This is a genomic window from Myxococcus eversor, assembly GCF_010894455.1.
In the GTDB taxonomy this organism is placed as follows: Bacteria; Myxococcota; Myxococcia; order Myxococcales; family Myxococcaceae; genus Myxococcus; species Myxococcus eversor.
This window is the reverse complement of the sequence record NZ_JAAIXY010000031.1, coordinates 68,041-88,983: the sequence shown is the minus strand read 5'-3', so window position 1 is coordinate 88,983 and position 20,943 is coordinate 68,041. Positions and strand designations below refer to the sequence as shown.

Annotated in this window: 18 protein-coding genes; 14 read left to right on the top strand and 4 right to left on the bottom strand. The window is 68.5% G+C overall.

Going from position 1 to position 20,943, the window contains the following annotated elements; genetic code table 11:
- Positions 1-94: 94 nt before the first annotated feature.
- Positions 95-889, top strand: a complete 795-nt coding sequence (locus tag G4D83_RS42075; protein ID WP_163870589.1) for an SDR family NAD(P)-dependent oxidoreductase — start codon at positions 95-97, stop codon at positions 887-889.
- Between the two features lie 93 nt (positions 890-982).
- Here G4D83_RS42075 and G4D83_RS42070 read toward each other — a convergent pair whose 3' ends face one another.
- Positions 983-1,180: a hypothetical protein gene (locus tag G4D83_RS42070; protein ID WP_163870588.1), complete on the bottom strand. Its 198-nt coding sequence runs from the start codon at positions 1,178-1,180 to the stop codon at positions 983-985.
- A 379-nt stretch (positions 1,181-1,559) separates the two neighbouring features.
- Between G4D83_RS42070 and G4D83_RS42065 the strand changes: the two genes are divergently transcribed.
- The 9 genes from G4D83_RS42065 to G4D83_RS42025 all read left to right on the top strand — a co-directional run bounded on the left by G4D83_RS42065 (position 1,560) and on the right by G4D83_RS42025 (position 11,796).
- Positions 1,560-2,132, top strand: a complete 573-nt coding sequence (locus G4D83_RS42065) for a polysaccharide biosynthesis/export family protein (protein WP_163870587.1) — start codon at positions 1,560-1,562, stop codon at positions 2,130-2,132.
- 65 nt (positions 2,133-2,197) lie between these two features.
- Positions 2,198-3,349, top strand: coding sequence for a hypothetical protein (locus tag G4D83_RS42060; protein ID WP_205522848.1), 1,152 nt, complete (start codon positions 2,198-2,200; stop codon positions 3,347-3,349).
- 33 nt (positions 3,350-3,382) lie between these two features.
- Positions 3,383-4,792, top strand: coding sequence for a GumC family protein (locus G4D83_RS42055; RefSeq protein ID WP_163870586.1), 1,410 nt, complete (start codon positions 3,383-3,385; stop codon positions 4,790-4,792).
- Positions 4,793-4,820: 28 nt separating this feature from the next.
- Positions 4,821-5,561 (top strand): CpsD/CapB family tyrosine-protein kinase, encoded by a 741-nt coding sequence (locus G4D83_RS42050; protein ID WP_163870585.1) that lies wholly within the window; start codon positions 4,821-4,823, stop codon positions 5,559-5,561.
- A gap of 105 nt (positions 5,562-5,666) precedes the next feature.
- Positions 5,667-7,034, top strand: coding sequence for a polyisoprenyl-phosphate hexose-1-phosphate transferase ExoE (gene exoE, locus G4D83_RS42045; RefSeq protein WP_163870614.1), 1,368 nt, complete (start codon positions 5,667-5,669; stop codon positions 7,032-7,034).
- Between the two features lie 95 nt (positions 7,035-7,129).
- Entirely contained in the window at positions 7,130-8,221 is a 1,092-nt protein-coding gene (locus G4D83_RS42040) for a gluconeogenesis factor YvcK family protein (protein ID WP_163870584.1), read from the top strand.
- A gap of 35 nt (positions 8,222-8,256) precedes the next feature.
- Entirely contained in the window at positions 8,257-9,375 is a 1,119-nt protein-coding gene (locus tag G4D83_RS42035) for a GNAT family N-acetyltransferase (RefSeq protein WP_163870583.1), read from the top strand.
- A complete protein-coding gene (locus G4D83_RS42030; protein ID WP_420826703.1) occupies positions 9,363-10,541 on the top strand; it encodes a DegT/DnrJ/EryC1/StrS family aminotransferase in 1,179 nt (392 codons plus the stop codon). Before G4D83_RS42035 ends, G4D83_RS42030 begins: the two co-directional genes overlap by 13 nt.
- 52 nt (positions 10,542-10,593) lie before the next feature.
- The gene (locus G4D83_RS42025) at positions 10,594-11,796 is read left to right on the top strand and encodes a GNAT family N-acetyltransferase (protein WP_163870582.1); all 1,203 of its coding nucleotides are present in this window, start codon (positions 10,594-10,596) and stop codon (positions 11,794-11,796) included.
- An 84-nt stretch (positions 11,797-11,880) separates the two neighbouring features.
- On the opposite strand, the gene G4D83_RS42020 is transcribed toward G4D83_RS42025, so the two are convergent.
- Positions 11,881-13,572 (bottom strand): cysteine peptidase family C39 domain-containing protein, encoded by a 1,692-nt coding sequence (locus tag G4D83_RS42020; RefSeq protein WP_163870581.1) that lies wholly within the window; start codon positions 13,570-13,572, stop codon positions 11,881-11,883.
- Between the two features lie 188 nt (positions 13,573-13,760).
- On the opposite strand from G4D83_RS42020, the gene G4D83_RS42015 reads away from it, so the two are divergent.
- Genes G4D83_RS42015 through G4D83_RS42000 form a run of 4 tightly spaced genes read left to right on the top strand, consistent with a single transcriptional unit; the run spans position 13,761 to position 19,349 of the window.
- Entirely contained in the window at positions 13,761-15,209 is a 1,449-nt protein-coding gene (locus tag G4D83_RS42015) for a hypothetical protein (protein WP_163870580.1), read from the top strand.
- Entirely contained in the window at positions 15,199-17,400 is a 2,202-nt protein-coding gene (locus G4D83_RS42010) for a hypothetical protein (RefSeq protein WP_163870579.1), read from the top strand. Before G4D83_RS42015 ends, G4D83_RS42010 begins: the two co-directional genes overlap by 11 nt.
- A complete protein-coding gene (locus tag G4D83_RS42005) occupies positions 17,397-18,731 on the top strand; it encodes a hypothetical protein (protein WP_163870578.1) in 1,335 nt (444 codons plus the stop codon). Before G4D83_RS42010 ends, G4D83_RS42005 begins: the two co-directional genes overlap by 4 nt.
- A gap of 45 nt (positions 18,732-18,776) precedes the next feature.
- Positions 18,777-19,349 carry a tRNA-uridine aminocarboxypropyltransferase gene (locus G4D83_RS42000; protein WP_163870577.1) on the top strand — a complete coding sequence of 191 codons (573 nt, stop codon included), beginning with the start codon at positions 18,777-18,779 and terminating at the stop codon, positions 19,347-19,349.
- A gap of 88 nt (positions 19,350-19,437) precedes the next feature.
- Here G4D83_RS42000 and G4D83_RS41995 read toward each other — a convergent pair whose 3' ends face one another.
- Together G4D83_RS41995 and G4D83_RS41990 are read right to left on the bottom strand one after the other, a co-directional pair.
- On the bottom strand, positions 19,438-20,412 hold the full coding sequence (locus tag G4D83_RS41995) for a tetratricopeptide repeat protein (RefSeq protein WP_163870576.1): 975 nt from the start codon (positions 20,410-20,412) through the stop codon (positions 19,438-19,440).
- 3 nt (positions 20,413-20,415) lie between these two features.
- Positions 20,416-20,931 (bottom strand): cytochrome c-type biogenesis protein, encoded by a 516-nt coding sequence (locus G4D83_RS41990; RefSeq protein ID WP_163870575.1) that lies wholly within the window; start codon positions 20,929-20,931, stop codon positions 20,416-20,418.
- Between the last annotated feature and the right edge of the window lie 12 nt (positions 20,932-20,943).

The window sequence follows — 20,943 nt, the reverse complement described above, 5'->3', positions numbered from 1 at the left end:
CATAGAGCAGGAGCGGGTGGGGTGGGGCACCGGAGAATCGTGCGGAAGCTTCCAGCCTGCGTTACCAAGAAACGCCTATTTCGAGAGGGAACGGATGGACCTGGATTTGAAGAACAAGGTTGCGCTGGTGAGCGGCTCCACGGCGGGCATCGGCCTGGCCATCGTCGAGGCCCTGGCCCGCGAGGGCGCCGAGGTCATCGTCAACGGACGCACGAAGGAGCGCGTGGACGCGGCCGTCGCGGAGGTCCGCCGCAAGCTGCCCGACGCGAAGCTGCGCGGAGTCCCGGGGGACCTGGGCACGAGCGAGGGCGCCGCCCAGATGGTCAAAGCCGTTCCCCATGTGGACATCCTGGTCAACAACCTGGGTGTCTTCGAACCCAAGCCCTTCGAGGACATCTCCGACGAGGACTGGCTGAAGACCTTCGACGTCAACGTCATGAGCGGCGTGCGGCTGTCCCGGCACTACCTCAAGGGCATGCGCGAGAAGAACTGGGGTCGCATCGTCTTCATCTCCAGTGAGTCGGGCGTGCAGATTCCGGTGGAGATGGTCCACTACGGCGTCACCAAGACGGCGCAGATCGCCGTGGCGCGCGGCATCGCCGAGGGGTTGTCGGGGACGAACATCACCTCGAACTCCATCCTCCCCGGCCCCACGCGCTCGGAGGGCGTGGAGGAGTTCCTCAAGAGCCTGTCGAAGCAGCAGGGCGTGGACGTGGCCACGGTGGAGCGCGAGTTCTTCAAGAGCGCGCGGCCGTCGTCGCTGCTCCAGCGCTTCGCGCGCGTGGACGAGGTCGCCTCGCTGGTGGCCTTCGTGTGCAGCCCCCAGGCGTCGGGCATCAACGGCTCCGCGCTGCGCGTGGACGGCGGAGTGGTGCGCGCCATTCCTTGAGGTCGTCCCCTCGCCAGGGTTGACGTCCGGAAGACAAAAGGCCCGATGTCCTCGCGGGCATCGGGCCTTCTACTGACATCTCGAGTCGAAACGTCAGGTCTGGTTCGCCATGCCCCGCGTCGTTTCCTCGGCCGTCTTGCCGCTCATCAGCGCGCTGCTCGCGTAGAGGGCCAGCCCCACCACCCCCAGCGCCGCCGCTTCCGTCTGGGTCGCGAAGGCGACGCCCATCCACGTCATCACTCCGGTTCCCATCGCGAACGCCGCCGCCACCGCCCCCGCTGCCTTCCTCATCCGCTCGCTCCCTGTCTGCCGGGCCAGGGGCCCGTTGTGGAACCAAAACTCCTCTCCCTCAACAGTCTTCAATTCGCGTGCCGCGCACACACCGTGCGGAAAGGGAAGCCACGTGCCCCGCATTGGGAAAATGTCTTCCATCAACGGGTGGAACCCTGTCGAAAACACCAGCCCACCCCCCCGTCCGATGCCAGTAATTCTTCCCGGAGCGGGCGAGCTTGATCCGCTGGGCATTTCGTAACCCACGGAGAACCATGGGTTTTCCCTCCCAGGGTTGGATGGCACACCCGCTGCTATGGCAACCGCGCCGAGTAGGACGTGAACGGGCCCCGCGGGTGCGGGACTCCGAAAGACATCCGCAGCGACGAGGGAGAGGACGATGGGCAAGACGAGCGCGGGGTTCTGGACGGTGTTGGGAGTGATGCTCCTGGGCGGGTGTGCGCACCAGCCGGCGGTGAAGGTGGACAACTCCGAGCAGCCCTACCGCATTGGACGGGAGGATGTGCTGGACGTGGCGGTGTGGCGCGACGCGGAGCTGTCTCGCACGCTGCCGGTTCGCCCGGATGGCTACATCTCCATGCCGATGGTGGGAGAAGTGCTGGCGGCGGGCAAGACGCCGACGGAGCTGGCCGAGGCATTGAAGAGCAGCTTCCAGCCGTATGTGCAGGAGCCTCGCGTGACGGTGATTGTCCGCGAGGTCAACAGCAGCCGCGTGTTCGTCACCGGCGAAGTCACGCACCCCGGCGCCTATCCGCTGCGCGGCCGCGTGTCGCTCATCCAGGCCATCGCCCTGGCGGGCGGCTTCACCGACTTCGCCAACTCCGACGGCATCGTGGTGATTCGCAGCGACGGCAACGGCGGGCAGATTCCGGTGCGCTACAGCGACCTCATCTCTCCCGACGGTGGTCAGGACGTCATCCTGCGGCCCGGTGACACCATCGTCGTGCCGTGAAGCAGCGACTGAGGCTGGGTGAAGAGTCCATGGACGGTGGGTGGCGTAGGCGAGGGAGGACGACGGTGAAGGGCACCTGGAAGAAGTGGCTGCTGACGGGCCTCATGCTCACCGCGCCGGCCGTATCGGCGGCGACCGTGTGGGAGCCTCGGCTTCGCATCTCCGCCGAGGAACGTTACGACGATGACCTGCGCCTGGGCGCGGGCGCCACGGGCGGCCAGCTGATGACGAAGCTGTCGCCGCGCCTGGGAGTGGAAGGGCAGGACGAGCGGCTCAACCTCAACAGCTACTACGCCGCGGACGTGCTGATGCGGCACGGCTCCGGCAAGGTGACGCTGGACCACCGAGGCGGACTGGAGCTGCGGCACCTCTTGTCGCGGCGGCTCCGGGTGGACACGAACGTGCGCGTCTTCCGCGTCACGGACCCCACCTCGCTGCCTCGAGACGGCCTGGCCCGCTCGACTTCGCCCACGTTCTTCACGCAGGCCCGGCTGGGGCTCACGGCCCGGGCGTCGGAGCGGGTGGACGTGCGCGTGGCCTATGGAATGGAAGTGGTGCGCATCCTCGAGAACGGTCAGGAGCCGGGCTATGCCCACACGCCGTCGCTGGAGGTGATGTTCCGCACCACGCGCCGGCTGACCCTGGGGATGGAGTACCGCTACCAGGGCTTCTTCTACGACAACTCGCTGGCCCAGGCGCATGGCGCGGCGGCCACGCTGCGCTACCGCCTGACGCGGCCCACCACGTTCATCGCTCGCGGTGGACCGGTGCGCTACCTGGCCCCGGATGGCCAGGAGGGCGGGTGGGTGCCTCGCGTGAATCTGGAGCTGGCGCGCGAGGGTGAGTGGTTCGACCTGGGCGTGGCGGTGGGGCACGACCTGGTGGGCGCCAGCGGCTTCGCCACGGCGCTGTGGGCGGACTACGCGTCGCTGATGCTGGCGCGCAGGTTCGACCACCAGTTCTCGGCGTTTGGCGCGGCCAGCTTCTTCCGCAACGGGCGAGCGCCCTCGCGGGACTGGACGACGTTTGGCAGCACCCCCCTGGTCTCCCAGGGGTACGCGGTAGGTGCAGGGGTGGAGTACCGCTTCAACCGCCAGGTGGCGGCTCAGGGAGCGGTGGACAGGATTGCCCAGGTGGGCGTGGCGGAGTCGGCGGGCGCTGCGGGAGATCTGACGCGCAACGTTTTTGCTGTCCGCCTCATCGTGACGGCGTGGTGACAACACGTGAGTGGGTTGGTGGAGGAGCGGATCATGGAGCGTGGGATGACGGCGGACCAGCTGTTGGCCTCTCTCTGGCGCCGCAAGGCGTTGGTGGGAGCCATCACAGCAGCGGTATTCGCGGTGGGAGCGGCCATCGTGATGACGCGGCCGAGCATGTACGAAGCGTCGGCGGTGGTCCGCGTGGAGCCGCAGCGGCCAGGGGAAGACATGGTGCAGCGAACGGTGAGCGAGCTCATCGAACAGCGACTGCTCACGGTGCGCCAGGAACTCATGGCACGCCCCGTGCTCCAGAAGGCCATCGAGGAAATGAACCTCTATCCGGACATCGTGTCCGAGAAGGGCATGGAGTCGGCAGTCGCGCAGATGCGCAAGGATTTGCAAGTGCGCGTGGAGGGTGAGACGGCGTTCGAAATCACCTACGCCAACCGCGACCCGCAGGTGGCCGCGCAGGTGGCCAACCGGTTGCCCACCATCTTCTCCGAGGAGACGCTGAAGCTGCGTCAGGCGCAGGCGGCGCGCGCCACGGACCTCTTCAACGAGGAGATGGGCAACATGGGCAAGGCGGTCTCCAACTGGGAGCGGAAGATTGCCCAGTTCAAGGTGGACCACCTGGGTGAGCTGCCCGAGCAGATGGAGATGAACATGCGTGGGCTCGAGCGCGTGTCGCACGAGCTGCAGACGAAGTCGGAGGAGCTGCGCGTGGCGGAAGCGCGTCGCTCGGACCTGGCTCGGGCTCGCAACGCGGTGGACAGCGAGGCCGGTCGGCTGGAGTCCGCGGAGAGCGGGCTGACGCGGGCCCTGGTGAATGCCAAGACGCAGTGGACGGATGACCACCCGGAGGTCAAGCGCATGCAGTCCGAGCTGGAAGGCATGACGACGCGTCGCAAGGAGGCCGAAGGCCGCCTGTGGGCGGAGCGCGCCGAGCGCGGCCGGGTGGCGGGGCTCATCGAGGCCATCCAGAAGGACATCGTCGACCTGCAGGGCAAGGCGGAGGCGTACCAGTCCCGGCTGAACAACACGCCGAAGTGGGCGCACGAGCTGGGTGTCATGAACCGCGACTACGAAATCACGCGCACCAAGTACCAGAGCGTGGTGAGCCGCAAGGTGGAGGCGGAGATTGCCCAGGAGCTGGAGGCCAAGAGCTCCAAGAGCCTGTTCAACGTCATCTCCCCCGCGGGTGTGCCGGTGACGGCGGCGCGGCCGGACCGGATGTCGGGGCTCGCGATTGCACTGCTGGTGGCGCTGGGTCTGGGCGTCCTCACCGGTGCGATGCTGGAGATGCGTGACGACAGCCTGCGCGATGGCACGGAGGTTCGTCAGCGCCTGACGCTGCCGGTGCTGGCGGTGGTGCCGGACATGCAGGGCAAGACGGAGCGGCGCGTGCTGATGCCCTCCCAGGGCGGGCGCAACAGCGTGTCTTCCCCCAACTCACTGAACTGACACCCACAGGAAAGGACGGAAACCGAACATGGACCAGACGATGGAGCGGGCGGGCAACTTCCTCCCCCGCGTGGATGAGAACGCGACGAACCCGAACGCGGTGGACCGGCGGGTGGTGACGCTCACCGCGCCGGCCTCGGCGGCGGCGGAGCAGTACCGCAGCCTGTATTACCGGCTGGAGCGGATGCGGGAGCTGCGGCCCATGAAGGTCGTGGCGCTGACGTCGGCGATGCCCGGTGAGGGCAAGACGGTGACGAGCGTCAACCTGGCGATGGCGGCGGCCCGGGCGAATCCGGACCGGCGCATCCTCCTGGTGGACGCGGACCTGCGGCGCGGCGGAGTGGCGGCCACGCTGGGGGTGCGCAACAAGACGGGCCTGGCGGAGCTGTTGTCGGGCGAAGTCGAGGTGCGGGACGTGGTGCGTCGCTTCGCGGCCACGCGCCTGGCCCTCATCCCCGCGGGCGCCACGCCGGAGGATCCCTCGCAGGTGCTGGCGAGCCCTCGGATGAAGCAGTTCCTCAAGGCCGTGCGCGAGGGCTTCGACGAGGTGTACATCGACCTGCCGCCGACGCTGCCGTTCGCGGACGCGGCCATCCTGGGCCACCAGGTGGACGGGGTGCTGATGGTCATCCGCGCCAACGTCACGCCGGGCAAGACGGTGCACCAGGCGGTGGAGCAGCTCGCCGGCGCGCCCGTGCTGGGGTGCGTGCTCAATGGCGCGGAGGTGCACGCGACGCCGTACCTGAAGAACTACGAGAAGCAGAAGTAGCCAGAGGGCGGTGACCTCCGCCCCTCCTCTCCGGAAACGGGAGTGGGGCGGAGGTGAGGATTCCAGGGGGCGGTCGTGAGTCGGGCGGGTGGGTTGGAGGGGCATGTGCTCCGGGTTTTTCACCATTATTTTTCTGCCAAGAAGCTGACGTTCTTCCTCGCCGAGAGCTCGGCGATCGCACTGGCCTGCGTGATGGGCGCGGCGGCCTGTGCGGCACTCTTCGCGCCTGCTGGGACGCGGCCGCCGCTGGTGGCGCTGTGGCCCACGCTGCTGGGGCTGGGCGCGGCCTTCGTCGTCACGTTCCAGTTCACGTTGTACCTGTTGGACCTGTATGACTTGCGCGTCGCCGCGGAGGACCGGGCGCGGGGCTACCGCTTCCTGAAGGCCGCGGGTGTCACGGCGATGGTGACGGGCGGGGTGATGCTGGTGGCCCCGCTGGTGTTGCCCGTCGCGCTGCCTCCGGGCGCGCTGCTCGGTGGCGCCATGGGCGCGCTGGCTGGCACCCTCGTCGTCCGGGTGTCGATTCGCGCGCTGGTGGGGGCGCCGCACGCGGTCCTCATCGTCGGCGACGGCCTCAAGGCCCGCGCGGTGGCGACCGCCATCGAAGCGGGCGGCGAGGGCAGCTACCGCGTCGTCGCGCTGGTGGACCCTCGCAAGACGGAGGAGCCCCTGGAGCACATGGCGGCCCGGATGGGCGCGGCATATGTCGTGCAAGCTGCTGACGACATGCGCGGGGCCAACTGGGTGGACTCACTGCTGAGCTGTCGGCTGCAAGGCCGCCGCGTGTATGACGCGACGGGCTTCTGCGAGCGGGTGCTGCGGCGGATTCCGGTGCAGTTCCTCCGCGCGAGCGACTTCGCCTTCGCGGACGAGCTGACGGTGTCTCCCTTGCGGCGGGCGTTCAAGCGGGCCTTCGACCTGGCGGTGGCGTCGCTGCTGCTCGCGCTGTCGGCACCGTTCCTGCTTCTGGTGGCGGTGGCAATCAAGCTGGACTCGAAGGGGCCCGTCTTCTACCAGCAGGAGCGCACGGGCCTGGGCGGAGTGACGTACTACTTGTGGAAGTTCCGCAGCATGCGGACGGACGCGGAGAAGAACGGCGCGGTGTGGGCTCGTGCGAACGATGACCGTGTCACGCGGGTGGGCAAGTTCATCCGCCGCACGCGAATCGACGAGATTCCCCAGGTGTTCAACGTGTTGATGGGGGAGATGAGCTTCGTGGGCCCGCGTCCGGAGCGGCCCGTGTTTGTCGAGCAGTTGAAGCAGCAGATTCCCTTCTACGGGTTGCGTGAGGCGGTGAAGCCGGGCCTGACGGGCTGGGCCCAGATTCGCTACCCCTACGGAGCCTCCGTGGAGGATGCGCGCAACAAGCTGGAGTTCGACCTGTACTACGTGAAGAACGGCTCGCTGTTCCTGGACGTGGGCATCATTTTCCACACCGTGAGGCATGTTTTGCTCGGGCGTGGAGCTCGGTAGGCACACCTCCCGTCGGCCTTCCCTCGAGGAAGGGAAGGCCGGGCGGGGACTCGCCAGGGGTGGCGGGTTTGGGCGTCGTGGATGGGGGTTGGGTCATGGTGGGCATGGACATGGATTCGCCGCTCCCGGAGTCTTGGGACGAAGCACGCGCCCGTCGGGAGCGTGAGCAGGAACGGGAGAGGGACCGCAACGAGCTGTTGCAGCCGCACCTGGAGCGACCCACGCGCATCGTCGCCATCGGCGGCGGCACGGGGCTCCCCATGGTGTTGCGAGGGCTGGCGAAGCGCGCGCAGCCCAAGCCGGGCGACCCGGGCGTGGACATCACCGCGGTGGTGGCGATGAGCGACGACGGGGGCAGCTCCGGCCGCCTGCGTCGCCTGCACGGCGCGCTGCCTCCGGGCGACATCCGCAACTGCCTGGTCGCGCTGGCCGGCGGGCGCAGCGCCCTGAAGGAAGTTTTTCAGTTCCGCTTCGGTGGAGCCCGGGGCCTGGCCGGCCACGCGGTGGGCAACCTGCTCATCGCCGCGCTGGCGGAGCTGAAGGGCGACTTCATGGAGGCGGTGCGCATGTCCGGCGAGCTGCTGGGCGCGCGCGGCACGGTGCTGCCGTCCACGCTGGCCTCCGTGCAGTTGGTGGCGCAGATGCACGACGACACCGAAGTCGTGGGCGAGCGCAACATCTGCAAGGCGCAGGGACGCGTGCGCAAGGTGTCGCTGAGTCCTCGTTCTCCGCCGCCGGTGGAGGGCCTGCTGGAGGCCATCTACACCGCGGACCTGGTGGCGATTGGCCCGGGCTCGCTGTACTCGAGCCTGTTGCCCAACCTGCTGGTGGACGGCGTGGCCCAGGCGCTGAAGGAGACGCGCGCGCTCAAGGTCATGGTGTCCAACCTCATGACGCAGCCGGGTGAGACGGACGGCATGTCGTGCCTGGACCACGTGCAGGCGGTCAGAGACCACGTGGGCCCGGTGCTGGATGCGGTGCTGGTGAACGGCACGCTGCCGACGCCGGATGCGATGCGGCGGTACGGCCGACGGGGCTCGTTCCCCGTGGACGTGGACACGCGCGAGCTGATCGCCGCGGGTGTGGTGCCGGTGCGGGCCGACCTCCTCAAGGAGGGGTCCAGGATCCGACACGACAGCCGCAAGGTCGCCGCCTGCCTGTTGAAGATGGCTCGCAGCGGCTTGTAGCCACGCCACCCCGTCACCACCTTGGGCGCCCGAACATGGAAGCAACCCTGATCAGCCCCGGGCCGCAGGTCGTCGAAGTCGGCGACCGCGCGGCCTTCATGGCCCTGGAGTCGGAGTGGAACGCGCTGGTGGAGGCCACCTCCCACGAGGTGTTCTACCGGCACGAGTTCCTTCGCATCTGGCTGGACAACTTCGCCCCCGGCTCGCGCCTGCGCGTGCTGACGCTGCGGGACGAGGACGGCCAACTGAGCGCGGCGCTGCCGCTGTGGGAGGAGCGCACCACGCTGTACGGCGTGCCGGTGCGTCAGCTCTCCGGCGCGGCCAACGCGCACTCCTGTCGTTTCGATGTGCTGGCCCGTGAGCCGGACGTGGCCGCGGCCCTGTTCCTGGCGCACCTGCGCGCGCGGGGCGGGTGGGATGTGCTGCGGCTGACGGACGTGCCGGACGGCGGCGCGGCGTGGCGGCTGCACGGGGCCGCGCACAGCGCGGACATGCCCGTGGGGGCCTGGGAGTCGCTCCAGTCGCCGTACATCCCGCTGCCCGCGACGCGGGAGAAGTACCAGGCGTCGCTCCAGGCGAAGTTCAAGGCGAACTGCCGGCGTCGGCGTCGCAAGCTGGAGGAGAAGGGCCGCGTCACCTTCGAGCGGGTGGACGGCGGGCTCGACCTGGAAGGCGCGCTGGAGGAGGGCTTCCTGCTGGAGCAGAGCGGCTGGAAGGGTGAGCGCGGCACGGCCATGGCCCAGGACTCGGCGACGCGAGGCTTCTACACGGAGCTGGCGCGCGACGCGGCCTACCGCAAGAAACTGGCGCTGTACTTCCTGCGGCTCGACGGCAGGGCGGTGGCCTTCCACTTCGGGCTGGAGGATGACGGGCGCTACTTCCTCCTGAAGCCCGGCTACGACGAGCAGCTTCGCGAGTGCAGCCCGGGCCAGCTCCTCATGGAGGAAGTGGTGGGGGCTTGCATCGACCGGGGTCTGCGCGAGTTCGATTTCCTGGGGCCAGACATGGTGTGGAAGCGCGACTGGACGGAGCAGGTCCGGCGCCACACGTGGCTCTACATCTTCAATGACTCCGCCTTCGGCCGGGCGCTGTGCGCGGCCAAGTTCCGGTGGAGCCCGGCGGTGAAAGAGGTGGTGGCGAAATGGAAGCGATGACTCCCCCGGGCAAGATGTTCGTGCCGTCCCTGCCCACGCTGTGGCCGAGCATGTTGCTGTCCAAGCCTCGGCCCGGAGCACTGCCGCCTTTCTCCTCGCCCAACGTCCGCTACTTCTACTTCGCCCGCAACGCCGTGTGGCTCACGGTGAAGATGCTGGGGTTGGACAAGGGCGAAGTCCTGATGCCGTCGTACCACCACGGCGTGGAGGTGGAGGCGCTGGTGGACGCGGGCGCCACGCCGCGCTTCTACCGGGTGGGCAGCCGCTGGGATGTGGACCTGGAGGACGTGGCGCGGCGCATCGGTCCGAAGACGAAGGCGCTGTACCTGACGCACTACGCGGGCTTCCCGGGCCCGGTGGAGGAGATGCGCAAGCTGGCGGACCAGCACGGGCTGGTGCTGATAGAGGACTGCGCGCTGTCGCTCTTGTCTTCGGACGGCTCGGTGCCGCTGGGGACGACGGGCGACGTGGGCATCTTCTGCCTCTACAAGACGCTGCCCGTGCCGAATGGCGGCGCGCTGGTGGTGAACGGGCCCCGCTCCTACAGCCTGCCGGAGCCGCCTTCGCCGCCGTCCGCGTCGACCTTCAGCCACACGGTGTCCGCGCTGCTGCAGAACCTGGAGCTGCGCGGCGGGGTGGCGGGGCGCACGCTGCGCGGCCTGGTCCGCACGCTGGGGCATGGCACGGTGAAGGCGGCGAGCATCGAGCGCGTGGCGACGGGCACGCAGCACTTCGACCGCAAGCACGTGGACCTGGGCATGAGCCCGCTGACCAGGCGGATTGCGCTGGCGCAGGACTTGGAGTCCATCGTCGAGAAGCGGCGTCGCAACTACTTCTACCTGCTGGGCCGGCTGCGGGACGTGGTGCCGCCGCTGTTCAACCAGCTTCCGCCGGGGGCGTGTCCGCTCTTCTTCCCGATGGTGGTGCAGGAGAAGGCGGAGGTGCTGGCGCGGCTGAGGGCGAAGGGCATTGACGCCATCGACTTCTGGAAGCGCTTCCATCCGGCGTGTGACGCGGGGGCGTTCCCCGAGGTGGCGCAGTTGCGGCGCAGCATCGTCGAGATTCCGTGTCACCAGGACCTGACGCCGGAGGTGATGGCGGACGTGGCGCTGGTGGTGCGCGACGCGGTGCGCGCGGAGAAGCGGACGAAGAAGCGCGCGGGATGAGTGGGACGGCGGCGGTGGGAGGGGCGACGTTCCCCTCCGAGGAGGTGGGACGGTGATTCGCGAAGACGAGCTGAGGCAGGGGCCGCGTGCCGCGCAGCGGCTGGACGTGAGCGCCGTGGGCAGTCTGTCCGCGCTGGCGGGGATGCGCGCGGAGTGGAACTCGCTGATGGACTCGAGCCACGCGGGGCCCTTCAATTCATGGGAGTGGCTGTACCCGTGGTGCCGGCGGATCGAGCCGGGCCGCAGGCCCCTGGTCCTCACCGCGCGCGACGCGGCGGGGACGCTGGTGGGGCTGTTGCCGCTGGGGTTGGAGACGCGGCGGGTGACGGGCATGCCGGTGCGGCGCCTGGGCTTCCTGGGCGAGACGCACGTGGGCAGCGACTACCTGGACGTCGTGGCCCGACGGGGCATGGAGCGCGAAGTGGCGGGGGCCTTCGCGCGGATGCTGGTGGCGCTGCGCGAGGAATGGGATGTGTTGGACCTGACGGACCTGCGCGAGGACTCCGTCACGGTGGACGTGCTGCGCGAGGTCTTCTCCGGACAGGACGTGCGGCTGTCGGAGCGGTACGTGTGTCCGTATGACGTGTTGGACCCTCGCGAGCCGTTCGATGCGTTCCTCAAGCGCACGGGCCGGCGCGACAACTACCTGCGGCGGCGCAAGTGGCTGGAGAAGCAGGAGGGCTACCGCATCGAGCGCACGGAGGCGCCGGGCGAGCTGGCCGGGCCGATGACGGACTTCTTCCGACTGCACTCCGCGCGGTGGGCGGAGGACGGTGGCTCGCAGGGCATCAAGGGCACGGGGGTGGAGTCGTTCCACCGGGACGCGACGCAGTTGCTCGCGGAGCGGGGACGGCTGCGCCTGTACACGATGAAGGTGGGCGGAAAGGCCGTGGCCTCGGTGTACGGCATCGTCCACGGCGACCGCTTCGTGTACTTCCAGTCGGGCTATGACCCGGAGTGGCGCAACCGCAGCGTGGGCCTGGTGCTGGTGGGCGAGACGTTCAAGGACGCGATGGAGGCCGGGCTCACCGAGTACGACTTCCTGCGCGGCACCGAGACGTACAAGTCCGACTGGGTGTCGAAGCAGCGGCGCACGGTGTCCGTGCGCGTGCACAGCGGGACTCGCGCGGGGGACTGGTTCACCCGAGCGGAGGAGCTGGCGCGCAAGGGGCGCAACGCGGCGAAGCAGCTGATGCCGGGCACGTGGGTGGAGAAGGTGCGTCGGTTCCGTCGTCGCCGCGCCGCGGTGAACTGAGTCTTTGTTCTCGAAGGGGGAGGGCCTTGGGACGTCGCCCGGACGGGTTCTGGACGACCACCGTGGGCCCTCCACCCGGGAGCCTCAGGGCGCGGGAGGCGGAGTCCAGTCGGGAGGCTTCGCGGCGACGTACGTGAAGCCGCTCTGGTCTCCAGGGCTGTTCCATGCCGTCTTGAAGTCGTCCCAGGAGTAGACCTCCTCGCGATTCTGATAGGGATTGTAGACGCGGACATACGTCTCGCCGTTCACCCCTTCCGCCACGTCGACCACGTTCACCCAATGGGTGATCTGGTCTCCCGAGGTCGCCTCCGATTTCAGCATGCCGTTGCTTGAGCCATCGATGTTGACGAGCACGAGCAGCGCGCCGCCGTTGGCGATCATGCGCTCCACGGCCTCGGGCGTGGGCTCGTTCCGGGCGTGGACGTTGAAGTAGGGCTCGGCGGCGTTGAAGACACCGTCGAGGTTCTCCATGCCCGTCTGGCCCGTGGAGGCTTCATCCTGGCCGGCGATGAGCCAGCCCTGGTTGTCGAGGAAGGCCACCAGGTCATTGGCGGTCGTCAGCAGTTGGTCGTTCGCGAGGATGCTCGCGAAGGCGGTGCTCTGCGCGCCGAAGGCCTTCAGCCCCTCTTCGATGCCGAACCCCAGGACGGACAGGGCCGCAAGCTCTCCGCACAGGTTGTGGTGGGTGGAGTCCTTGCCCTCGCCATTGATGATGAGTCCGACGTTCAGGTACTGGGCGACGTCGGGCTGGCCTTCGACGTGGAACTTCGACCATTCGCCCGCGCTGCCGGCGCCCCAGGGCCAGCCCTGCTCGGTGGCGATGAGGGGCTCGGTCGCCTGGGTCCCTCCGGCGGGCGCGCCTTCGAAGTAGAGGGACATCTCCTGTTGGACGAGGGTGTTCCAGGACTGCTCGGCCGTGGTGCGTTGCTGGGCGGGTGTCAGCTCGCTCCAGTTCTCCGTCATGGGCGGAGGTGACAGGGAGGGGTCTCGAATCCACGCGGGAGCCATGTCCTCGACGTGCTGGCTCCACTGCGCGCGGATTCCGTTCAGGACGCTCGCCTGGGTCGTCGCGTCCAGGTGGTGCCAGGCGCCTTGCATCCACGGTGGAGGGCCCCCCTGTTCGAGCCACGTGGGAACTGGGAGCGAGGCGCTCGTATCCGCCACCACCATGTTCGCGATGTCCGGCGGGAGGTTCGCTCGCGCGAGCGCGGCCTGTCGCTCCGGACCCGGTGGCGCGGAGAGAATCGTGTTCACCGTGCTCCCCGGCACGGAGCCCGCGACGGAGTACTCGGGGTGTTGCTTCAGGTAGTTCTCCGAGGCGGTCCACTCACGCGTCGTCGGGTCGTAGATGTTGTTGCCCTGGCGGATGACGACGTGGCCGGTGGTGCCCTCGGCGCCGGGGCGGCTGTCCTTCAGGAAGAGGACCTCCGAGCGCGCGCGGATGACAGCGGGCGCGAGGGACAGGAAGTCCGCGACGGCGTCCAGGCAGTTCACCCGGCCGTCCTTCGCGTTCTCGTTCGCGAGCGAGGTTCCGGGCGCGGAGGTTCCGTCCGTCGCGAGGTCCGGGCCGCGCGTCTGGGGTCGGGCGGTCTTGAAGGTATCGGGCTTCTGGATGTCCAGGCTCGCGGCCTGGGTGGCGAGCCGTGCCAGCTCTTCCAACATGCGCCGGGCTGCTTCTTCCGCCGCGCGTCTCGCGGCTTCCTCCGTGGCACGGCGGGCATGCTCCGCCGAGGCATTCGCGATGGGCGATGCATCCTTTGAGATACGAGTCGACATGTCTCCCCCTCTTCAGTCCCGGCGCTGCAATGCGGTCGCGATGTAACACTGTGACAGGACGCGAAATCAACCGCGTCCCGGTGCCAATCACTTCCATGCACGCGCCAGGGGTCTGACGCCATGTCGGACCGAGCTGGGACTCTCTTGCCCCTCTCCATCCCCAATCGGGGCCTTCACAGGAGGCGTCGATGTTCGCGCGTCGGAGCTGGGCCGTCGTGTTGTCGCTGCTGTTCTCCGGGACGGGATGGGCGGAGGAGAACGCCGCCGCTCATCGCTGGGAGGAGATGGAAGCCGCCATTCGCGAGCTGGAAGCGGCCGTGACGCCTGAGTCCGCCAGCGAGGACGCGGAGGCGCGACCCGATGAGGAGGCTTTGCTACCTGCCACGTCCGAATCGACGTCACCGTGGCCGAACGTGTTGAGCATGGAGGCCACGACCTGGACGCTGCTCCCTCGAAGGGGCGCGGGCGGCGCCGAAGGCTTCATGCAGGTGGAGCCCATGGTGGCCTGGGACAAGGGCGAGTGGCTTCGCCTCAACCTTGGAGCGCCTGTGCGGCTGCGGTTGTGGGGTGGCGGCGAAGGGGCCGGCTTCGTGAGGAAGGAGGACTGGGACACGCTGTCCGATTGGGGCCAGTTGGTGCGCCTCTTCACGATGGGGGGTGACGCGTCCGATTCGGTGTGGGTGGGGATGATGGACGGCTACTCCCTGCTGTCCGGGCACCTGGTGCGGCGCTACAGCAACCGAGCCAACCCCGACTACCACCCGGCCGGAGTGGTGGGGACGGGGACGCTGGGGCCGGTATACGCGGAGGGTTTCGTCTCGGACCTGCTGGGCGCTCGCCTGATGGGTGCGGAAGTCGCCCTGGATGTGCAGCATGCCCTCTTCGGCCGCCCTCCGGTTTCTGGCCGTTACACGCTGGCGCTGTCGGCGGTGCATGACTGGGGGAAGGCGGGAGGTCCTTCGACGCCCATGACGCTGGCGCACCTGGACGGTACCGCCGTGGTGCTGCGGCGTTGGAGCAAGGACAAGGGCCTCGAGCTGCATGTGCTGGGGGGGTGGGGCGGACGACCTGGTGAGGGTGGTGCGTGGGGCGCGGTGGCGGGTTTGGGAGTGGAGGCCGTGTCGCCGACGTTGGAGGTGCGAGCGCGCCTGGAGGGCCGCCTGCAACGCGGAGGATTCCGGCAGGGCGCCTTCGGTCCGGACTACGAGCTGTCGCGCTTCCAGGTGGCTGGCCCGTCCGCGGTGCCGCTGGCGGAGGCGTCTTTTCCGGAGGGAGCCTCGGCTTACGGCGAGGTGATTCTCGGTTGGGACGCGGTGCTCCTGAATGGCATGCGGCGGCGACACCTCTTCCTCTCCTTGGGCGTGGAGACCTTCACCTGGGGCCGGGTCGACGTGGATGGGCGCGTGGAGGCGCGATTCCTCCGTCAGGACTTGAGTCTGGGACTGAGGGGACAGGCGACAGGCATGGGCCAGGCGGGAGCGCGCTACCTCGTCTCGGGTGAGGCGCGGTGGCGATTCCTCGGAGGGCGGCTGTACGCGATGGGGCAGGGCGGCACGCTGTTGTTTCCCACGATGGAAGGGTCGCTGCGGCCGGGGGCGTTCGCGGCCGTGGGAATGGGGGTGGACAATGCGCGCTGATCGGCTGCCGTGGAGCGGAGTCGGCCTGTCGTTGGTTATGGCGCTCCTCACCGTGGGGTGTGCATCGAGGCCCGCTCGGAATGGGCCGGGGGCAACGCTCTCGTCCCTCTCGTCCCGGACGCCCATGTCGGCGCTGGGGAACAGCGCCGTCGCGAGCCTTCCAAGAGATGACGCGCCCGAGGACGTCTCCAACGTGGAGGCCGAAGTCGGGCCGTTGCTGCACCGCCGTCGAGCCCCGTCAGTTGCTCCGGGAGTGGTTCGCAGTGGAGGTGAGACGTCGGCCTTGCCCGTCGTCGACGTCAGGTCTGTCGCCTGTGGAGAGGTGCCCTCTGGATGGCCGCTCCTGTCCACGGACGAGGAGGTGCTGGCGCCCTTCCTGGGGTGCACCACGCCCGCGGCCTTCCTGGCCTTGCAGCGCACGGTGGACATGCCCCAACTGGTGGCGTCCCTCTCGGATTGGAACGCCGTCCGGCTGGGCGCGCTGGGCCCGTTGGAAGGCGAAGCCGCCAGTGTTCTCCTCAAGAAGCGTGTCGTCTTCCTCGCCACCGCCGCCGAGAAGTACGGCCTGGGCCAGGCGGAGGTCCTCGCCCTCTTCGTCCTCCACACGGCCTTCGACGACGAGGTGCGGGACGTGCTGCGCCTGCTGGCCGAGGACAAGCTGCTGAAGCGCGCCCTGGGAGGCATGGAGGGCGTCCACGCGGAGCTGCAGTGGAGGGGCCTGCGCTTGGAGGACTTCTCGGAGAGGGACTTCCGCGCCAGCGATATCGCACGGGGACTGGGGAAGGCAGCGGATGACGTCGCCTCGTCCATTCCCCTTGTCGGTGGAAGTCGAAGCGTGGAGGCCTCCTCGTTGCCTCGGCAGCTACCGCCGCCGTACCGCGAGGCGTACTGGGCGGTGGAGAAGGCGCAGTACCTGGGGGCCTTCGCGCCAGGCAACGTGGCCCTGGCGTCGTTCGACCACCTCACCTTCGGCGTGCCGCTGGGCTTCTACGCGTTGGCGGCCGGCACGGCGCAAGGCGGGGCTTCACTCGCGAAGGGAGAGTACGAGGCAGCCACGCGGCAGTTGGCGCCCGCGGCCCTCATGGTGGGCCTGTACGCGGGAGGAACGGGCGCGCGCGCCTTCCGTGAAGCTGGCTTCGCGAGGAGGGAGGGGGTGCGGCTCCAGGCGACAGTGTCTCGCGCGGAAGCGCTGAAGACCGTGCTCGACAGGTTGGAGGCGCAGGCGGGCGGGAGCGCGGTGAGCGAATTGGCCCGTCACGTCCAGCAAAGCCGGGAGGCGGCGCTCCTGGTGGCGGAGTGGGGCGAGGCCGGGGCGCTGGCCCTCCATGAGGCACGAGGCAACCCAGCTCAAGCGCAGGCCACGTTGGCGGTGCGGTATGGCGGGCCTTCGAGGGGCACGTCAAACAGGGGCGGAGCCGGGACGAGAAGCGGCAGGCCCTCGCTGCCGCCCGAGTCGGTCGGCATCCCCGCCGAGGTGGCGGAGGCGAAGTTCCGGCAGGTGGAGTCCGAGGCTGGAGGGGCACGCCTGTCGATGGACGTGGCTGCCCTGAAGAAACATCGCGAGGCGCTCCTGAAAACCGCGCCTCCTGGTGCCGAGGTGCATCCACACTGGTCGGACTACCTGTTCTATCTGGAGAAGAGGGCCGCCGAAATCGAGCAGGGCATGGCGTCCAAGGGACCGCTGCAGTGGGCCGGCTACCAGTTCGTGCGCGATCTGTTTGTGCGGGGCCTGGCCTTCGAGCGGGACATGGTCGTCCTCCTGGAGGCAGATGCGGCGTTGCCGCGGGCGCAGCGGCGCTGGCTCAAGGACTTCGAGAAGCCCCGCATCGAAACGCACGTGGGGGTGGCGAAGGCGGACCTGCGCTTCGCGGACGTGCTCGTCATCGAGGCGCGACCTCCTCCTGGTCAGTCACCTCGTGTGGAGACCTTCAGCTTCAAGAGCCGAGACCTGAGTTCGCTGGCTCCGAACGCGCTGGCTTCGCTGATGACCGCGGACGCGCGTAATGCTTGGAGGTACTACGGCGAGAAGCTGGACATCCGCAGGCCAGGGCTTGAGCGGATGGTAGAAGTGCAGAGGGTTCGATTGGTCTACGAGGGTGGTAGGCTCAAACCCGCAGACGTTCGTGAATTGAGGACTGCCTTGGATGCCGTCAAGGGCGAAGTAGAGGGAGTGGAGGTTCTGTTTCGATGAAATCGCTGACCCTGAAAGACTTGGACGCACAAGACAGCCTGCGACTTTCTTTCGAGGGAACCTTCGACCATCAGGCCCCGTTTGAACATGAGCTTGCACTCATGTTTCAGGCACTTGAAGAGTATGCGGGCGATTGGATGCCGGATGTCGTCGCAGGGAAGCGAAAGCGTAAGTACTCGCGTGATTCAATATGGGAGGCGCTAGCCGAAGAGCGACGAGACAAGAGTACCTCCATCGAACTGTACCGCTCGTCTTTTCCGGCTGTATCCATGACGCTATACGTCGGGTTCGCTACCCGACGGCCACGTTTGAACATCAGTCTATATGTTCAACCCACTTCGTTTTTCGCCGGCTCTGAGCGGTGCAGCATGTTCGTGGAACTGGTTCGCTCGTGGGCTGCGCGCTACCCGACTTCATATACGTTGGCGCACAGCATGGCCGACGATCAGTTGTCGGGCGCGCCCAATTTCGGCCGTGACGATGAGACCGAACAGCGCGACGGATTCGACAAGATCTACGAGCTGTATTGGCTCAACGTCTTCGGCCCGAAGCTGGTGGAGACGGTAGGCCGCGAGAGGATGCTTTCGACTCCCGCGCACCTCGTGGAAGAACTTCCGAACGGCTCCGTCCTCTTGGTGCTGTGGCCCACTGCCGCCGACTTCGCCAGTGACGAGGCCCGCGGGGTCCAGGCCCGCGCGCATGTCCACCTCCGACCGGACCTCGACTTCGACACGGTGCTGCGCACCCTGAAAGAGCGCAGCGCCGCGCTTGCTCCGGTGGAACCTCGCTTCCACGCGGACCTGGCCCCGCTCCTGTCACGGCTGCCAGATGAGGTCGCCATCAGCGAGCGGCAGCGGAAGATTGCTGAGCTCAACGCCTTCCGGCCGCCCGTGCCAGACGAGTGGCTCCCAGCCGTGCTTCCAGCGGACGTGGAAGGCCCGGAGCGCGTCCGAGACGAGTACGGCGACCTGTCTGAAAGCCTCGTGGCGGCGTTGCATACCAAGGTGCCAAGCATCTTCGAAGCAACGCCCGAGTCTCTCACGGACCTCGACTTCTACTTCTGGAGAGAGAACTTCCCGGAGCGCTACACGCGAGAGCTCATCGACGAGCACACCGTGCCGGCCTTGGGCGCCTATCTGGGCGGCATCCTGGTCCGACGGCTGGGCGGAACGTGGGTTCCGCGCCAGAAGCTGGAGGAGTCCCAGGTCAGCGTCGGCACGCGTGTCTGGTTGCCCTTCCTCCGGGCTCGTCGATACATGCAGTCACACAAGTCGCTGCTGGACTACTCGCTCACCCAGTTCTTCCGGGAGGCGGAAAGACACCGGGACTGAACGAGCGCTTCTCTTCGCCCGGCCCACGGAACAGGATGCGGGAGGATGTCTGTCCCTGTCTTCCGCCGGCCCCGTTGTGACCGCTGCAACCTCTCGCAGCACCTGTGCCTCTGCGCCGAGATTCCCCGGGTGGAGACGCGCACCCGCATCGTCCTGCTCCAGCACGTCGTGGAGACATGGAAGAAGAGCAACACCGGGCGTGTCGCCGCGCTGGCCCTGTCGAACGCGAAGCTGCTCACCTACGGCGCACCGGACGAGTCTTTCGACACGGCCGTCCTCTCCGAGCCGGGCACGTGGATGCTCTTCCCGGATGGTCCTCCGGCACCGCCGGATGCTCCCGCGCCCCGACAGCTCGTCGTGCTGGATGGGAGCTGGTCCCAGGCCCGGCGGATGTCTCAGCGCATCCCCGTGCTCCGGACGCTGCCCAGACTCGTCCTCCCCGCGCCCGAGTCCGGGATGCTCATGCTCCGCGAGCCCACGCACCCGTCCGGGATGTCCACCCTGGACGCGATTGCCCGCGCGGTGGCGATGCTGGAAGGACCCGAAGCGGCGGCGGAGCTGGAGCGTCTTGCCGCGCTGCGGGTGCAGCGCATCGCCGAGTGCGGCACGCTCAACTGACGTGCGTCGCATCGAGCCCGTCCACTCACGGGCCCGAATCAACAGCGACTTCAACCCCAGGGGCTTCCCGTGAGGAAGCCCAGGTCCCTCACGGAATCGCGGAGATCTCCGAGCGGAGCTGCGCGATGGCGGCCCCGAGCTGCGGAGGCTGCATGTTGCGCGGCACCTCGACGGAGAAGCGCTCGAAGTGCTCCAGCGCCTTGGGCTTGTCGTCGCGGCGCAGCGCCAGACTTCCCAGGAAGATGAGCGCCTCCTGCGCGTCGGGCCACGTGTTGACCAACTCGGTCAGCTCGGCCTCGGCGCCCTCCAGGTCTCCCCGGGTGGCGCGCAGCACGCCACGGTGCACCCGCAGCTCGACGTGGAACGGGTCCACCGCCAGGCCCTTGGCCGTCACCGTCGCGGCCTCGTCGAACGCCTGGCGACGGATCAACTCGTGGCTGAGCATGGACGCGGCGTCCAGGTCGAACGGGTTCGTCTCCAGCCGAGCGCGGGCCTCGGTCATCTCCGCGCCTTCCTGCTGCGAACCCATCATGCCGCCCTGCTGGCCCTGCGCCTGCGCGGGAGCACCCGGAGGCATGCGGCCCGTGGCCTCCTGACCATCCGTGCGCGCCTGCTGCTCGGAGACGAGCAGGTAGCCCAGCCCGCCGAAGAACAGGACGATTCCGGCGCCCCACAGCGCGCCCGACAACTGCGGATTGCGCGCCGACCAACCCGTGGGCGCGGGCGCCTGGTGCGTCCGGGCCCGAGGCTCACCACCACTGGCCGCCTTGCGCTTGAGGTGCTCGTCCTTGGCGCGGAAGGCCGCGGCGGCCTCGTGCTCCAGGCGGGACTTCTCCGTGGCGTACTGCTCGGCGGCCAGGTTGTGCTTGTCGGCCTCCAGCGTGCGGAGCTGGTCGATGAGCGACTGCGCGCGCTGGCTCAAGTCATCGAGGACGCCATCCTTGGGCTCGGGCGTGGAGAGCGCGCCCTTGCGGCGCATGAAGAGCAGCCACGCGGCGGCGGCGGCGAAGGCCACGGCGAGGACGATGATACCGGGCAACCAGTTGGTCGGCTGTTGCTGCATGGCTTAGCGCTCCAGCTCCCGGCGCACGGCCTGGAGGTAGGGGTCGGCGTCATCCGCCGCGGTAGAAGTGCCCGGCGTGGGGGCGGAAGGCGTGGCCGTGTTGGCCGCCGCGGCGGGCACCTGCGCGGGCGGCCCTTGTTGGACCTGTCTCCAGATGACGAACCCACCCACCATCAGGAGCGCGACGGGGCCCAGCCAGACGAACCAGTTGAAGCCCTCGGCCTTGGGCTCCAGGAGCACCCACTCGCCGTAGCGGGACACGAAGAAGTCGATGACCTCCTGGTCGCTCTTCCCCTCGGAGACCAGCTCGCGGACCATGTCGAGCTGGGCGCGCGCCATGGAGGAGGGGCTGTCGGAGACGGAGAGGCCCTGGCAGACCGCGCAGCGCAACGTCTTGCCGAGCTTCTGGACGCGGACCTCGAGTTCGGGCGCGAGGGGTTCGCTCGCCCCCTGCTGGGGCGCGAACTGGCCGGTGATGAGGCCGAATGCAAGGGTCAGGGACAGCAGGGCGGCGGTCATCGGAACTCCCGG

What these genes read in the sequence shown, in the direction of transcription:
- G4D83_RS42075 (WP_163870589.1), top strand. Translation starts at nt 95, where the DNA reads ATGGACCTGGATTTGAAGAACAAGGTTGCGCTGGTGAGCGGCTCCACG.
- G4D83_RS42070 (WP_163870588.1), bottom strand. Translation starts at nt 1,180, where the DNA reads ATGAGGAAGGCAGCGGGGGCGGTGGCGGCGGCGTTCGCGATGGGAACC.
- G4D83_RS42065 (WP_163870587.1), top strand. Translation starts at nt 1,560, where the DNA reads ATGGGCAAGACGAGCGCGGGGTTCTGGACGGTGTTGGGAGTGATGCTC.
- G4D83_RS42055 (WP_163870586.1), top strand. Translation starts at nt 3,383, where the DNA reads ATGGAGCGTGGGATGACGGCGGACCAGCTGTTGGCCTCTCTCTGGCGC.
- G4D83_RS42050 (WP_163870585.1), top strand. Translation starts at nt 4,821, where the DNA reads ATGGACCAGACGATGGAGCGGGCGGGCAACTTCCTCCCCCGCGTGGAT.
- G4D83_RS42040 (WP_163870584.1), top strand. Translation starts at nt 7,130, where the DNA reads ATGGTGGGCATGGACATGGATTCGCCGCTCCCGGAGTCTTGGGACGAA.
- G4D83_RS42035 (WP_163870583.1), top strand. Translation starts at nt 8,257, where the DNA reads ATGGAAGCAACCCTGATCAGCCCCGGGCCGCAGGTCGTCGAAGTCGGC.
- G4D83_RS42030 (WP_420826703.1), top strand. Translation starts at nt 9,363, where the DNA reads ATGGAAGCGATGACTCCCCCGGGCAAGATGTTCGTGCCGTCCCTGCCC.
- G4D83_RS42020 (WP_163870581.1), bottom strand. Translation starts at nt 13,572, where the DNA reads ATGTCGACTCGTATCTCAAAGGATGCATCGCCCATCGCGAATGCCTCG.
- G4D83_RS42015 (WP_163870580.1), top strand. Translation starts at nt 13,761, where the DNA reads ATGTTCGCGCGTCGGAGCTGGGCCGTCGTGTTGTCGCTGCTGTTCTCC.
- G4D83_RS42010 (WP_163870579.1), top strand. Translation starts at nt 15,199, where the DNA reads ATGCGCGCTGATCGGCTGCCGTGGAGCGGAGTCGGCCTGTCGTTGGTT.
- G4D83_RS42005 (WP_163870578.1), top strand. Translation starts at nt 17,397, where the DNA reads ATGAAATCGCTGACCCTGAAAGACTTGGACGCACAAGACAGCCTGCGA.
- G4D83_RS42000 (WP_163870577.1), top strand. Translation starts at nt 18,777, where the DNA reads ATGTCTGTCCCTGTCTTCCGCCGGCCCCGTTGTGACCGCTGCAACCTC.
- G4D83_RS41995 (WP_163870576.1), bottom strand. Translation starts at nt 20,412, where the DNA reads ATGCAGCAACAGCCGACCAACTGGTTGCCCGGTATCATCGTCCTCGCC.
- G4D83_RS41990 (WP_163870575.1), bottom strand. Translation starts at nt 20,931, where the DNA reads ATGACCGCCGCCCTGCTGTCCCTGACCCTTGCATTCGGCCTCATCACC.